This window comes from Cronobacter sp. HA18006 (assembly GCF_011605445.1).
GTDB lineage: Bacteria > Pseudomonadota > Gammaproteobacteria > Enterobacterales > Enterobacteriaceae > Cronobacter > Cronobacter sakazakii.
Map to the genome: position 1 here is coordinate 285,535 of NZ_JAANQB010000023.1, position 13,916 is coordinate 299,450.

Genomic DNA, 13,916 nt, shown 5'->3' on the forward strand with positions numbered 1-13,916 from the left:
CCAGTTCGTTTATGATGAAAGCTGAGGTTAGCAGCGTCGTCATATCGCCCCCTGGGGATACGTCGGTTTTGTGATGAAAAGTGAAGATAAGCTGCTGTTAAATATGCTTTGTAACAATTTCGACTACAATATATACCAGATTTAACTCACCGGCTGACGCACACTTTTTTAGAATGGCGTTACAACTGTTTGAGCCTTTGGGAGTAAACACAATGCAGGAAAATTACAAGATTCTGGTGGTGGATGACGATATGCGCCTGCGCGCGCTGCTTGAGCGTTACCTCACCGAGCAGGGCTTCCAGGTGCGCAGCGTGGCAAACGCCGAACAGATGGACCGCCTGCTGACCCGCGAGTCCTTCCACCTGATGGTGCTTGATCTGATGCTTCCTGGTGAAGACGGGCTTTCTATCTGCCGCCGTCTGCGCAGCCAGAGCAACCCGATGCCTATCATCATGGTCACCGCGAAAGGCGAAGAGGTCGATCGTATCGTGGGGCTGGAGATTGGTGCCGACGATTACATTCCTAAACCGTTCAACCCGCGTGAACTGCTGGCCCGCATCCGCGCGGTTCTGCGCCGCCAGGCCAACGAACTGCCGGGCGCGCCGTCGCAGGAAGAAGCGATTATCGCCTTCGGGAAATTCAAGCTCAATCTGGGAACGCGCGAGATGTTCCGCGAAGATGAGCCGATGCCGCTCACCAGCGGTGAATTCGCCGTCCTGAAAGCGCTGGTCAGTCACCCCCGCGAGCCGCTGTCGCGCGATAAGCTGATGAACCTGGCGCGCGGGCGTGAATACTCCGCGATGGAGCGCTCCATCGACGTGCAGATCTCTCGTCTGCGCCGCATGGTGGAAGAAGATCCGGCGCATCCGCGCTATATCCAGACCGTCTGGGGCCTGGGCTACGTCTTTGTGCCGGACGGCGCTAAAGCATGAGGAAGCTGCGCTTCTCGCCTCGCAGTTCTTTTGCCCGCACGCTGCTTCTTATCGTCACCCTGCTGTTCGCAAGCCTGGTGACGACATACCTGGTGGTGCTTAACTTCGCCATCCTGCCGAGCCTCCAGCAGTTTAATAAAGTCCTGGCCTACGAAGTGCGTATGCTGATGACCGATAAACTGCAGCTGGAGGACGGGACGCAGCTGGTGGTGCCGCCGGCGTTTCGTCGGGAGATCTACCGCGAGCTGGGGATTTCGCTTTATGCCAACGAGGCGGCGGAAGAGGCGGGTTTGCGCTGGGCGCAGCATTATGAGTTCTTAAGCCAGCAGATGGCGCAGCAGCTTGGCGGCCCGACGGAAGTGCGCGTCGAGGTCAATAAAAGCTCGCCGGTGGTGTGGCTGAAAACCTGGCTGTCGCCCAACATCTGGGTGCGCGTGCCGCTCACCGAAATCCATCAGGGCGATTTCTCGCCGCTGTTCCGCTATACGCTCGCGATTATGCTGCTGGCGATTGGCGGGGCCTGGCTGTTTATCCGCATTCAGAACCGGCCGTTGGTGGAGCTGGAGCACGCCGCGCTGCAGGTGGGTAAAGGCATTATTCCGCCGCCGCTGCGCGAATATGGCGCTTCCGAAGTGCGTTCGGTGACGCGCGCGTTTAACCATATGGCGGCAGGCGTGAAGCAACTGGCGGACGACCGCACGCTGCTGATGGCGGGCGTCAGTCACGATTTACGCACGCCGCTGACGCGAATTCGCCTCGCCACCGAAATGATGAGCGAAGGCGACGGTTATCTGGCGGAATCTATCAATAAAGATATCGAAGAGTGCAACGACATCATCGAGCAGTTTATTGACTACCTGCGCACCGGGCAGGAGATGCCGTTGGAAACCGCCGATCTTAACGCGGTGCTGGGCGAGGTGATCGCCTCGGAAAGCGGCTATGAGCGTGAGATAGAAACGGCGCTGCAAAGCGGCGAGATCCCGCTGCGCATTCATCCGCTCTCCATCAAGCGCGCCGTGGCGAATATGGTGGTCAACGCTGCGCGCTACGGTAACGGCTGGATCAAAGTGAGTAGCGGCACAGAACTCAACCGCGCCTGGTTTCAGGTGGAAGATGACGGGCCGGGCATTGAGCCTGCCCAGCTCAAGCACCTGCTGCAGCCGTTTGTGCGCGGCGACAGCGCCCGCAGCACCAGCGGCACCGGGCTGGGGCTCGCGATTGTGCAACGTATTATCGACAATCACCACGGCCTGCTGGATATCGGCAAGAGCGAGCGCGGTGGGTTACGCATTCGCGCTTGGCTGCCGGTGCCGGTAGGCACGACGGTAGTTAAAAACAGCTAGTTTTCTCTTCACGCCATAAAAAAACGGCTCCTTTACGGAGCCGTTTTTACATTTAACCCGTTAGCGCTGTGGGCCTGCGCTCACCAGCGCGGCACCGGCAGGCGTGTCGGTATATTTCTCAAAGTTGCTGATAAAGAGCTGCGCCAGCTGCTGCGCTTTCTCCTGCCACTGTTCCGGCGAGGCGTAGGTGTTGCGTGGGTCGAGAATGCGCTCATCGACGCCAGGCAGGCTGGTCGGAATCGCCAGATTAAACAGCGGCAGCGTAAAGGTTTCCGCGTCGTCCAGCGAACCATTGAGGATGGCGTCGATAATCGCGCGCGTGTCCTTAATGGAGATGCGTTTGCCGGTGCCGTTCCAGCCGGTATTGACCAGATACGCCTGCGCGCCCGCCGCCTGCATACGTTTTACCAGCACTTCAGAGTACTGCGTCGGGTGAAGCATCAGGAACGCCGCGCCGAAACAGGCCGAGAAGGTCGGCGTCGGCTCGGTCACGCCGCGCTCGGTGCCCGCCAGTTTCGCCGTAAAGCCGGAGAGGAAGTGATACTGCGTCTGGCTGGCCGTCAGGCGCGATACCGGCGGCAGAACGCCGAACGCATCGGCGGTCAGGAAGATAACTTTCGTCGCGTGGCCCGCTTTCGACACTGGCTTCACGATGTTATCGATGTGGTAAATCGGGTAGGAGACGCGGGTGTTTTCGGTTTTAGAGGCATCGTCAAAATCGATGCTACCGTCGTCACGCACGGTGACGTTTTCCAGCAGCGCGTCGCGGCGAATGGCGTGATAGATATCCGGCTCGGCTTCTTCGGAGAGGCGAATGGTTTTGGCATAGCAGCCGCCCTCGAAGTTAAACACGCCGTCATCGTCCCAGCCGTGTTCGTCATCGCCAATAAGGCGGCGTTTCGGATCGGTGGAAAGCGTCGTCTTGCCGGTGCCGGAGAGGCCAAAGAATACCGCTACATCGCCTTTTTCACCGACGTTCGCCGAGCAGTGCATCGAGGCGATGCCTTTCAGCGGCAGCAGGTAGTTCATGATGGAGAACATGCCTTTTTTCATCTCGCCGCCGTACCAGGTGCCGCCAATCAGCTGCATCCGTTCGGTCAGGTTAAAGGCTACAAAGTTCTCGGAATTCAGCCCCTGCGCCTGCCAGTCCGGGTTCGTGCATTTCGCGCCGTTCATCACGATGAAATCGGGCTCGAAGCCTTCCAGTTCATCCTCGGACGGGCGAATAAACATGTTTTTAACGAAATGCGCCTGCCAGGCCACTTCGGTAATAAAACGCACCGACAGGCGGCTGTCCGGGTTAGCGCCGCAAAAGGCGTCGATGATGAAAAGACGTTTACCGGAGAGCTGCTGCGTCACCAGACCTTTCAGATGCTGCCAGGTTTCCGGCGTCAGCGGTTTGTTGTCGTTTTTGCCTTTGCCGTTATCGGACCACCACAGCGTATCGCGCGTGGTGTCGTCGCGAACGATGTATTTATCCTTCGGCGAACGGCCGGTAAAAATGCCCGTGTCGACGGCGACCGCACCCAGATCCGTCAGTACCCCGCGCTCGTAACCCTCAAGCGACGGGTCGAGCTCTTCGCGATAAAGGGTGTCGTAATCGGGGTTATAAACCACCTCCTGGACGTCGTTAATACCGTAAGCCTTGAGATCCTGCGGGGTTATGCCTGTAACTCGCATTTCACTGCTCCTTAGCCAATTTATACTATCTGAAATTGTAGGGTCATTCCGGGGGCGTTAACCGCGACAGGCTTCATAGATTTACGTTACTGATGGGTTGCCAGGCGCGCCATAGTGGAAAATTCTGTGAGACCGGTCACGACGGGTCTCAGAGTATGGCAACATTTTATCTGTGTACGCGTTAATTGTTCCGAATATGTTATAAAAGCCACCCGCCAAACCCGCACTTTGTGACTGTAAGCGCTTTCCTGAAGAAAATTATCTTTTCTGTGAAAACCAAAACCGGCGGGGGATCGCACAGGATAAACAGACTTTTGCGGATACGCGTCCGGCTCTGGCCTGCGAAACGCGTCTTTTCCCACTTCACGCTCACTTCACGCAGGCGCGTTATCTTCACCGCGTGAATGCGTTTTTAAAGGATTATCGTCATGTCTGAACTTCATCCTCTGGCACCCGCGACGCGCTGGGGTATTGTGATTATTGCCGCGCTCTGCGGCCTGCTGATGTTTTTAACCGGTCCGCACAGCCTGATAGCGATGAGCCAGGGATCGGCGCTGGTGCTGCACTCGCTGGCCATCACACTCTGCGCGAGTGTGGCGCTGGCGGCGACTCGCCTGCGCGCGCCGCGTTTCTGGTGGATGACGGGCGCGCTGCTGGTGCTGGTAGGTGTGATGTCGGGCTGGATGCGCTGGTCTGTTTCGGGCGTCGATGAGCTGGACGCTCGCGAGATGATCGTCACCTGGTATTTCCACCTGGCGGCGACGCTCTTTATGGCGCTCCCCTGGCTGCAGCGTGACAGTACCTCCGGCGCGCCCGTTTCACGCCGCCTGGCGCTGTGGAATAACGGCGTCGCGCTGCTGCTGGCGCTGGCGCTCGCCGGTGTGTTCTGGGGCGTGCTGCTGTTGTGGGCGAAACTCTTTAACGCGGTGGATATCCGCTTCTTTGACATTCTGTTTTTCGACACGCCGCTCTTTGTTTATGTCACGGCGACGGTTTCCGGCGCGGTATGCTTGCTGCTGTGCCGCAGCCAGACGCGCATCACCGAGGCGCTGATGCGTTTTCTGACGCTGGCGGCATCCGGCCTGCTGCCGCTCGCCGCGCTTATCGCGCTGCTTTTTCTCGCGACGCTGCCGTTTGTTGGCCTGAGCGGCCTTGCGGCGCGCACCTCCTGTAACGCGCTGCTGAATACGCTGGCGCTGGTCTTGCTCGCGCTTTCCGGGCTGGCCTGCGCGCCGTCGCCGCATAAAGCGCTACGTCTGCTGAACAGCACCGGCGTTGTCGTTACACCGCTTTTCTCGGCGCTCGCCGGGTGGTCGCTGTGGCTGCGCGTGCAGCAATATGGCTGGACGCCGTGGCGCGTTTACGCGGCGCTTATCACGGCGACGATGCTGTGCTGGGCGGTGTGCGCCACGCTGCAGGCGATTAGCCGTATGAAGGGCAATGAACCGGCAGGCGATCGCGGCGGCCGTGTTGTCATGCTCTTCTCGCTCGCGCTGCTGGTCTTAAGCCATACGCCAGTGCTCGACCCGTGGCGCATCAGCGTGGAGAGCCAGATGGCGCGTTATGAGAGCGGGGCGCAAAAGGCCGACCTGATGAGCCTCTATATGTTGCAACACGCCGGACGCCGCGGCCAGGCGGCACTGAATGAACTTCGCCATAACCCGGCTTTTATGGCCGATAAAGAGAATCGTCAGGCGCTGCGCGATCTGCTGGACAGCGACTCGACGGTGGCCGATGACGACCTGCGCGACGCCATTACGCTTGCCGCAGGGGCGCAGGCACCTGCAGAGAGCTGGTGGCAGTGGGTGCGCAAAGAAGACACCTACAGCGTGCGCGGCTGTTTATATGAGAAGGGCAGTTGCGTTGTGGCGGCGCTCGATTTGAACCATGACGGGCAAAATGAAGTGCTGCTGTGCAGTAGCGACACCCGAAGCTGTAGCGTCACGATGCGCGAAAACGGCCAGTGGCGGCAGGCGGGCTGGAGCCAGGAGATTCCCGGCAGTCTGACGCGCGAAAAATTCGACAAGGCGCTGCGCGAAAATCAGATCAAAGGAAAAGAGAAAACCTGGCAGGATGTGGAAATTGGCGGGGTGAGGATCCCGATAAACTATCAGTAAGCGTAAAAAAAGCGCTTCCCGCCAGGCGGCGGGAAGCGTCAGCAGGCTTTAGTGTACCTGCGGATCGGCCGGGGAGGCATTTTTGCGGATCCCGGCGATATCCATCGCGTCGAAAACATAGTGGGTGCCGCAGTAGTCGCAGTGCATATCCACTTCGCCGTCTTCTTCCAGAATCTGCGCGACTTCTTCATCCGGCAGCGTGCGCAGCGCATCGGCGCAACGCTCGCGGGAGCAGGTGCATTTGAACTCCACCGCCTGCGGATCGTAAACGGTCACTTCTTCTTCGTGGTAGAGACGCCACAGCACATCGTTGGCAGGCAGCGTGAACAGCTCGTCCGCCTTGATGGTTTCGGTCAGCGTCGCCAGATGGTTGAAATCATCCGTCTGGGCGTCCTGCGCCGGCAGCACCTGCAACAGCATGCCGCCTGCGGCAGGCTGGCCCTGCGCTTCACCGGTGCGGATAAACAGACGGGTCGGCAGCTGTTCGGAGCGCATGAAGTAATCTTCCAGACACGCGGCCAGCGTATCGCCTTCCAGACCGACGACACCCTGATAGCGCTCGCCTTCTTCCGGCGTAATGGTGATGACCAGATAGCCATTGCCCACCAGCGTTTTCAGACTGGCATCCGCCGGAACATCGCCCTGTACGCGCGCGACGCCGCGCATCTGCTGGCGGTTGTTGCCGTTAATCACGGCAAGCGTCATCGGGCCGTCGCCCTGCAACTGAACGGTGATATCGCCCGCGAATTTTAGCGTCGCGGTCAGCAGGCTGGTGGCGACCAGCAACTCGCCGAGCAAGGTTTTAACCGGCATCGGATAGTCATGGTTTTCAAGGATCTGTTTCCAGGTTTCTGAAACCGTCACCAGTTCGCCGCGCACGGCATAATTTTCAAAAAGATAGCGGTGTAGTTGGTCGTGTTGAGCCATTATTCTCTCTCCTGGCGTGACGGTTATTCGCTGTCGCCAAATTTAAATTTGATCAGATCGCGGCGCTCTTTTTTATCCGGGCGGCGATCCGGATGCGGCATGGAAAGGGCGTTGAGTTTACGCGCCAGCGCGAGTTTTTCGCGCTTTTCGATACTTTCTGCCGTCTCTTCGTACAGCAGTACCGCCTCGCTTGCCGGTCGTCGCTGATCGGTAATGCCTTTTACCACCAGCGTGCGTTCATCGTTTCCCTGGCGCAGCGTTAATACCGCGTTCGGTTCGATAATTTTACTCGGCCTGGTCCGTTGCCCGTTGTAGTGCACCTTGCCGCCTTCGATCATCTCGCGGGCCAGCGTGCGGGTTTTATAGAAGCGCGCCGCCCAGAGCCATTTGTCCAGGCGAACCCCTTCGGTGGATTTCTCTTTCATCACGACTCCTCGGTTTGCAGCGAGGGAATCAGACGCCGGTAATCGCCAAGCGCCGGGTGGCGCTGATAGCTTTTATCCGCAACGCCTGAATCGGGATTGGTGACGCCAAGGCAGTAGCGAATACCAAACCGCGCGGCGGCATCGAGAATCGGCTCGCTGTCGTCAATAAACAGCGTGCGCGACTTATCAAGGCCGGTGTGCCGGGCAACGGCCTGCCATAACCGCTGATCCTCTTTTGGATAACCAAATGTGTGGGTGGAAAGTAATAAATCAAGGTGTTGAGCAAGCCCGGTATGCTCAAGCTTGACCGCCAGATTATGCGGATGCGCGTTGGTCAGCAAAATACGCCGCTTGCCGCAGGCTTTCAGCGCGTCGAGAAACGGCACGGTATCTTCACGTATCAACGCGCGCGGCCCTTGCTCGGTCGTCATGGCGCAGATATCGAGCCCCAGGCGCTCGCTCCAGTAATCCAGACAGTACCAGTTTAGCGTATGCTGCACGGCGTGATATTCGGCGCGGATATGATTGTGGGCGTCATCCAGCGAGATGCCGCACTGCTGGCTTAGCGTTTCGGGCACCAGCTTCTGCCAGAAGAAGGTGTCGAACGCCAGATCCAGCAGCGTGCCGTCCATATCCAGCAGAACGGTATCAACGTCCTGCCAGGCGATATCAATAGTCATGGGAACTCCCGCCTGAGGAAAAAGGGGCGACAGGTTACCATAAACCTGTCACCGCCGGATTATCAGAACAGGGGGCGAATATCCGCGGAAGGGACCAGTTGCGGGTTGAAGCAGTTTTCGTAGTAGCGCTGAATTTCTTCGATACGGGTGCGGCTGCGCTGCCAGCGGCGCAGCGCGACGACGCCGTTATACAGCGCACAGATGAGCATCACCAGCATCAGGAGTGTGGTGCCGAAATAGCGCCACAGCCCGGCGCTGTCAGGGATACTGCTGAGCGTCACATGCTGGGTGCCGTTGGCGTCGGTGCGCAGGCTGGTAACGACGCCTTCCGCATGGAATGGCGTCTGCATCAGCATACCCGCCAGCCGCTGGAACTCTTTCCACTGCTCCTGCGGCGGCAAATCATACAGCGACGTCGGCGGCAGTGGCTGGTTCACCATATCTTTGCCTTCATCGCTGATAATCATAAAGCCGCCCGGTGGCGGGCTGTTGAGCGACTGCGCGGCGCGGCTGGTTTCACGTACGAAGAACGGCGCGGTGGAAGCAATCACCAGATTATCGAGCGATTCAGCGCTGACCGGGCGCAGCAGGACGTTAATGCCGTCGAGCTTGCCTTCGCTGGCGCGTTTCACGAGCGACGGCCAGTCTTTGGTGTTGCCGAGGTTCACCAGCGCGTTTTTCAGCCTGACGCACTCTTCTTCGCCGGTACACAGCGCTTCGGTTTTCAGCACGATCTCCGCGAAATCATCGAGCAGCACCATGCCCGATTTCTGAATCGCCGACGCCAGCTGCGGGTTGATTTTAGTGTCGCCTTCCTGCGGATGCAGCTGGCGGTTTACTGCTTCTGCCAGCGCCGTGGCTTTGGTCACCGTGTCGGATTCCGGCAGAGGCAGCGGGCTTGCGTTATTCCAGAGAATTTGCGAGCAGTCGAACGGCATAAACGGGTAATTCTGGCGGGTGGTATAGCGCCCCGGCAGATGAATATTACACATGCCTGTGCCGTTAATCCGCAGCGTATCACCAACGCGCAGGCCAGCTTCTTCAAGCTTCGCCACGCTGGTCGCTTCGACCGTTTGTGCGCCTTTAAGCCAGGAGAGAGTCAGCTTAAACGGCATATCGAGCGGCACCCAGATAGTCAGCAGCAGCAATACCAGCAGCGCGCCTGCGCCGATCACTGCGCTGCGCAGCCAGTGCTGAAGCGGGAAATGTTTTACTTCGTCATGCAGCGACAGAAAACGACCCTGGCGCACCACATGCCTGTCCATATAGATATCGATATCCGTTTTCTGGCCTAAATCATGCGCGATAAACGGCTGCCAGTGCGGCGGATAGATCAGGTCGATAATACCGAGCGAAATATTATTAAGCTGTTCCTGGTTGGTTTCGCCAAACAGCCCCCAGCGTTTCGGCGTGCCGCGCAGACAATGGATTTCGCGCAGCGCTGTTTTCGCTGGCGGCGCATACAGCCCCCACAGGCCTGCGCCCAGCAGCAAAATGGCGCCGCCAGCCAGCCAGGGCAGCATCATCGGCGGCGTGACGAGGCAGAAGAAAAAGAGCACAAACGCGGCGCAGATCAGCAGCGCCTCGCGCAGTCCATCCGGACGCCCGAGCGCATGCTCCTCCTGCGTCTCCTGCCGGATATTCAGCAGCTCAATCTGTTCGCTCTCTTCGCCGCGAATGGACGCCAGGCCGGATGCCGGGCCTTCCAGCACGTAGCCGCGCGCTTCATGCACATGTTCCTGAATAGAATGGCCATTCAAAGAGATAACCAGCGGCAGCGTCGCGGTGCGGATAAGCTCGACGCTATTATCATCAGTGATGTATTGCTCGCAGAAGGGCGGCAGATGCACTTCTACCGAGTCCAGATAGTAACGCCATTTGTTCGGATCGTCAGACGAGAGGCCGTAGCGGGTAATAGCCCGACGGATGCAATAGACGGTGCTGCTTTGCGGCGTCAGCGTTAACCGGACTGGCGGCTTAATGGCGCCGGTCGGCGTCGGCGAATCCTGAAAACGCAAGAGCGTTTCCAGATAGCTTTCGATGGCGCTACGCTCTTCACTGCTGAGTTTACGGGTAGTGGCACCAGCAAAAACCTGGGCGGGTAAACGAGGATGACGGGGGCGAATTTTGCGCTTTATCCACCAGCCTGCAATGACGATGCAGGCCAGCATAGCAGCGACTAAAATCAACAAGGTGCTCATGCTTTCCCCATCAAATCACGGTACTCGATGCAAATGTAAACAAGTATTGCCTATGCAACATTAAGGCAGAACAATGAACAAAAATCGACAGGTATGGAGTCAATTTGAGTGAAATTATTTGAGGCATACCAGCGGTAAATCAATGTTAGCAAAGCGGGAAGCGTGGAAATATCAGCAAATTCTTATTTTAAATTCAACCTCTTGACATAAATGGGTATTTAGGTTTTGCGTGCGCGTGAAGTTGCAGGAATGTAAATAAAAAACGATTCACATTGCCCGAACCGTGCGGTGTGTCGCACAATGAGCAAAGATATGGTTACCCGGTGGCCGGTTAATATGAATAAACCTCTGCAAAAACCCACTATTTTAAATATTGAAACGGTCGCCCGTTCGCGTCTTTTCAGCGTTGAGCAGGTAAGCCTCGCCTTCAGCAATGGCGAGCAGCGCGTTTATGAGCGTATGCGTCCTTCGGAGCGCGAGGCGGTGATGATCGTGCCCATTATTGATGATCATCTGATCTTAATCCGTGAATATGCTGTCGGCACCGAATCCTACGAGCTGGGCTTTTCCAAAGGGCTTATCGATCCGGGTGAAAATATTTACGAAGCGGCCAATCGCGAATTAAAAGAGGAAGTCGGCTTTGGTGCGAACCAACTGACATTCCTGAAAAAACTCACTATGGCGCCGTCTTATTTCTCCAGCAAAATGAATATTCTGGTGGCGGAAGATCTCTATCCGGAAACGCTGCAGGGCGACGAGCCGGAGCCGCTGATTCAGGAGCGCTGGCCGCTCGCGCATATGATGGATCTGCTGGAAGATCCGGATTTCAGCGAGGCCCGCAATGTCAGCGCGCTGTTCCTGGTGCGCGAATGGCTGAAGATGCACGGCAGGCTGTAATCGCCTTACAAAAAACGCCCGGCAAAGGGCGTTTTCATCTGCGTGATACTTAAAAAAAACGCCCCATGACGGGGCGTTTGTTGTTTTATCAGAACAGCTCGTGGGTTTCCCCGTTATCGATAATTGTCGTGCCGACTTCATGCACCGCCTGCTGAGTCGGCTGCGTGCCTTCGATAAAGTACTCTTCACGGCTGTTGCCGCCATTCGCCAGCTGGCCGGTACTGCGGTCGATATTGACCGTCACGATGCCCGGCGGCGGTGTTAACGGCTCTTCCGGCACGCCTTCCAGCGCGGCCTTCATATACGCATCCCACGCAGGCTGCGCGCTTTTCGCACCGCCCTCATAGCCGGAGATCTGGTCTTTAATCGCACCCGAGGCCGTGGTGCGGCCGAGATCGCGGCGGTGATCGTCAAAGCCAATCCAGACAGACGTCACCACGCCCGGACCATAACCGGAGAACCAGGCGTCTTTTGAGCTGTTGGTCGTACCGGTTTTACCGCCGATATCGCGACGTTTGAGATCGCGTCCGGCGCGCCAGCCTGTTCCCTGCCAGCCCGGCTCGCCGAAGATATTGCTGTTCAGCGCGCTTTTAATCAAAAACGACAGCGGCGTGCTGATGACGTGCGGCGCATACTGCGGTGCCGGGCTCTGCGCCACCAGATCGCGGTTCGCCTGCTCAAGCTGCGGCATTGGCACCGGCGCGTTCTGCTGTTCTGCGGAGGTGGCGACGTTTTCCACGTCTTTGTTTTCCAGCACGTTTGATTTCGGCGTTTCGCCGTAAATCACCGGGATATCGCAATCCGGGCAGGCGATTTTCGGCTTCGCTTCAAACAGCGTTTCGCCCTGAACATTGGTGATTTTGCTGATAAACCACGGGTCCACCAGGAAGCCGCCGTTCGCCATTACCGCATAGCCGCGCGCGACCTGTAACGGCGTAAAGGACGCGGAGCCGAGCGCCAGCGATTCGGTATGCACGATATTCTGCGCCGGGAAGCCGAAACGCTGGAGATATTCCGCCGCGTAATCGACGCCCATCGCGCGCATGGCGCGAACCATCACCACGTTTTTCGACTGGCCAAGCCCCTGGCGCAAACGAATCGGCCCGGCATATTCCGGCGGAGAGTTCTTCGGACGCCAGTCAGAGCCCGCACCGGCATCCCAGCGCGAAATCGGCACGTCGTTCAGAATGCTCGCGAGCGTCAGGCCCTTGTCCATCGCCGCCGTATACAGGAACGGCTTAATGTTCGAGCCGACCTGGCGCAGCGCCTGGGTCGCTCGGTTGAACTTGCTCTGGTTGAAATCAAAGCCGCCCACCAGCGCCAGTATCGAACCATCTTTCGGGTTGATGGAAACCAGCGCCGAGTTGACATCCGGCACCTGCGCGAGCCACCAACTGTCATCGACCTTACGCACCCAAATCTGCTGGCCTGCCTGCAATACGTCGGTGACGCGGCGCGGCGTCGGGCCCTGCGCGGTATCGGAGCGGTAAGGGCGCGCCCAGCGCACACCGTCCATTTTCAGCGACACCGAGGAGTTGTCGGCAAGCAGCGCCGTCGCTTCGTCAGGATTCGCCGAGGTGACCACCGCAGGCAGCAGCGGCCCGTAAGTCGGCAGATTTTTCAGCGAGTCGGTGATTTTCTTGCTGTCCCACGCCACTTCGCCCACGCGCCACAGCACATTAGACGGACCGCGATAACCGTGGCGCATGTCGTAATCCATCACGTTGTCGCGCACCGCTTTTTGCGCGGCCTGCTGAATGCGGCGGGTAATGGTGGTGTAAACCTTATAACCGTCCTCGTAGGCATTTTCGCCATAACGGCTGATCATCTCCTGACGCACCATTTCTGTCAGGTACGGCGCGGAAAACGCGATTTCCGGCGCGTGATAATTGGCGTTAATGGTTTCGCTGCGCGCCTCGTCATACTGCGACTGGCTGATATAGCCCTCGCTCAGCATACGTGAGAGCACGACGTTACGGCGCGCCGTGGCGCGCTCAAGCGAGTAGAGCGGGTTGAACGTTGACGGCGCTTTCGGCAGGCCAGCTATCACGGCAATTTCGCTTAAGGAGAGTTGATCCACCGTTTTGCCGAAATAGACCTGAGCAGCCGCGCCCACGCCGTAAGCGCGATAGCCGAGATAAATCTTGTTCAGGTAAAGCTCAAGGATCTCATCTTTCGTCAGCAGTTGCTCAATACGCACCGCGAGAAAAGCCTCCTTGATTTTACGCATCAGGGTGCGTTCCGGGCTTAGAAAGAAGTTACGCGCCAGCTGCTGCGTAATAGTACTTGCGCCCTGTGAAGCGTGACCGGAGAAGAGCGCCACGCTCGCGGCACGGAAAATACCGATCGGATCGACGCCGTGGTGATCGTAGAAGCGGCTGTCTTCTGTGGCGATAAACGCTTTCACCATTTCCGGCGGGATCTGATTAAGCGTCAGCGGGATACGGCGCTTTTCGCCGTACTGCGCGATCAGCTCGCCGTCAGCGCTATAGATCTGCATAGGAATTTGCAGCCGCACATCTTTCAGCGTGGCGACGTCAGGTAACTGGGGCTCAATAAATTTATACAGGCCGTATATCGAGCCGGCTCCCAGCAGAATGCAAAAGACTGCAAGGAAGAATAAATACTTTACGAACTTCACCGAGGATTTCCCATTTAGTTTCTGTTGGGCAGTTTATAAACAACCGCGCGGTAGTATAAAGGCAAGCCTGAAG

General features: G+C 57.8%; 10 protein-coding genes. 4 read left to right on the top strand and 6 right to left on the bottom strand.

What is annotated here, in order from left to right:
• Nucleotides 1–212: 212 nt before the first annotated feature.
• Together ompR and envZ are read left to right on the top strand one after the other, a co-directional pair.
• Nucleotides 213–932, top strand: a complete 720-nt coding sequence (gene ompR / locus G9X48_RS17650) for a two-component system response regulator OmpR (RefSeq protein ID WP_004385525.1) — start codon at nucleotides 213–215, stop codon at nucleotides 930–932.
• Nucleotides 929–2,275 carry a two-component system sensor histidine kinase EnvZ gene (envZ, locus tag G9X48_RS17655; protein ID WP_004385526.1) on the top strand — a complete coding sequence of 449 codons (1,347 nt, stop codon included), beginning with the start codon at nucleotides 929–931 and terminating at the stop codon, nucleotides 2,273–2,275. Before ompR ends, envZ begins: the two co-directional genes overlap by 4 nt.
• A gap of 60 nt (nucleotides 2,276–2,335) precedes the next feature.
• On the opposite strand, the gene pckA is transcribed toward envZ, so the two are convergent.
• Nucleotides 2,336–3,955, bottom strand: coding sequence for a phosphoenolpyruvate carboxykinase (ATP) (gene pckA, locus G9X48_RS17660; protein ID WP_007871618.1), 1,620 nt, complete (start codon nucleotides 3,953–3,955; stop codon nucleotides 2,336–2,338).
• Nucleotides 3,956–4,383: 428 nt separating this feature from the next.
• Between pckA and G9X48_RS17665 the strand changes: the two genes are divergently transcribed.
• Nucleotides 4,384–6,072 (top strand): DUF4153 domain-containing protein, encoded by a 1,689-nt coding sequence (locus tag G9X48_RS17665; protein ID WP_097641863.1) that lies wholly within the window; start codon nucleotides 4,384–4,386, stop codon nucleotides 6,070–6,072.
• Between the two features lie 48 nt (nucleotides 6,073–6,120).
• Here G9X48_RS17665 and hslO read toward each other — a convergent pair whose 3' ends face one another.
• The 4 genes from hslO to G9X48_RS17685 all read right to left on the bottom strand — a co-directional run bounded on the left by hslO (nucleotide 6,121) and on the right by G9X48_RS17685 (nucleotide 10,305).
• Nucleotides 6,121–6,999 (bottom strand): Hsp33 family molecular chaperone HslO, encoded by an 879-nt coding sequence (gene hslO / locus G9X48_RS17670; protein ID WP_004385530.1) that lies wholly within the window; start codon nucleotides 6,997–6,999, stop codon nucleotides 6,121–6,123.
• 23 nt (nucleotides 7,000–7,022) lie between these two features.
• Nucleotides 7,023–7,424: a ribosome-associated heat shock protein Hsp15 gene (gene hslR / locus G9X48_RS17675; RefSeq protein ID WP_004385531.1), complete on the bottom strand. Its 402-nt coding sequence runs from the start codon at nucleotides 7,422–7,424 to the stop codon at nucleotides 7,023–7,025.
• Complete coding sequence (gene yrfG, locus G9X48_RS17680) at nucleotides 7,424–8,104, bottom strand: GMP/IMP nucleotidase (RefSeq protein ID WP_097641862.1); 681 nt, start codon at nucleotides 8,102–8,104, stop codon at nucleotides 7,424–7,426. The genes hslR and yrfG overlap by 1 nt, the downstream gene beginning before the upstream one ends.
• Nucleotides 8,105–8,166: 62 nt before the next feature.
• On the bottom strand, nucleotides 8,167–10,305 hold the full coding sequence (locus tag G9X48_RS17685) for an intracellular growth attenuator family protein (protein ID WP_097641861.1): 2,139 nt from the start codon (nucleotides 10,303–10,305) through the stop codon (nucleotides 8,167–8,169).
• A 336-nt stretch (nucleotides 10,306–10,641) separates the two neighbouring features.
• Between G9X48_RS17685 and nudE the strand changes: the two genes are divergently transcribed.
• A complete protein-coding gene (gene nudE / locus G9X48_RS17690) occupies nucleotides 10,642–11,202 on the top strand; it encodes an ADP compounds hydrolase NudE (RefSeq protein ID WP_029039083.1) in 561 nt (186 codons plus the stop codon).
• A gap of 88 nt (nucleotides 11,203–11,290) precedes the next feature.
• Here nudE and mrcA read toward each other — a convergent pair whose 3' ends face one another.
• The gene (mrcA, locus tag G9X48_RS17695) at nucleotides 11,291–13,843 is read right to left on the bottom strand and encodes a peptidoglycan glycosyltransferase/peptidoglycan DD-transpeptidase MrcA (RefSeq protein ID WP_004385535.1); all 2,553 of its coding nucleotides are present in this window, start codon (nucleotides 13,841–13,843) and stop codon (nucleotides 11,291–11,293) included.
• Nucleotides 13,844–13,916: the final 73 nt, after the last annotated feature.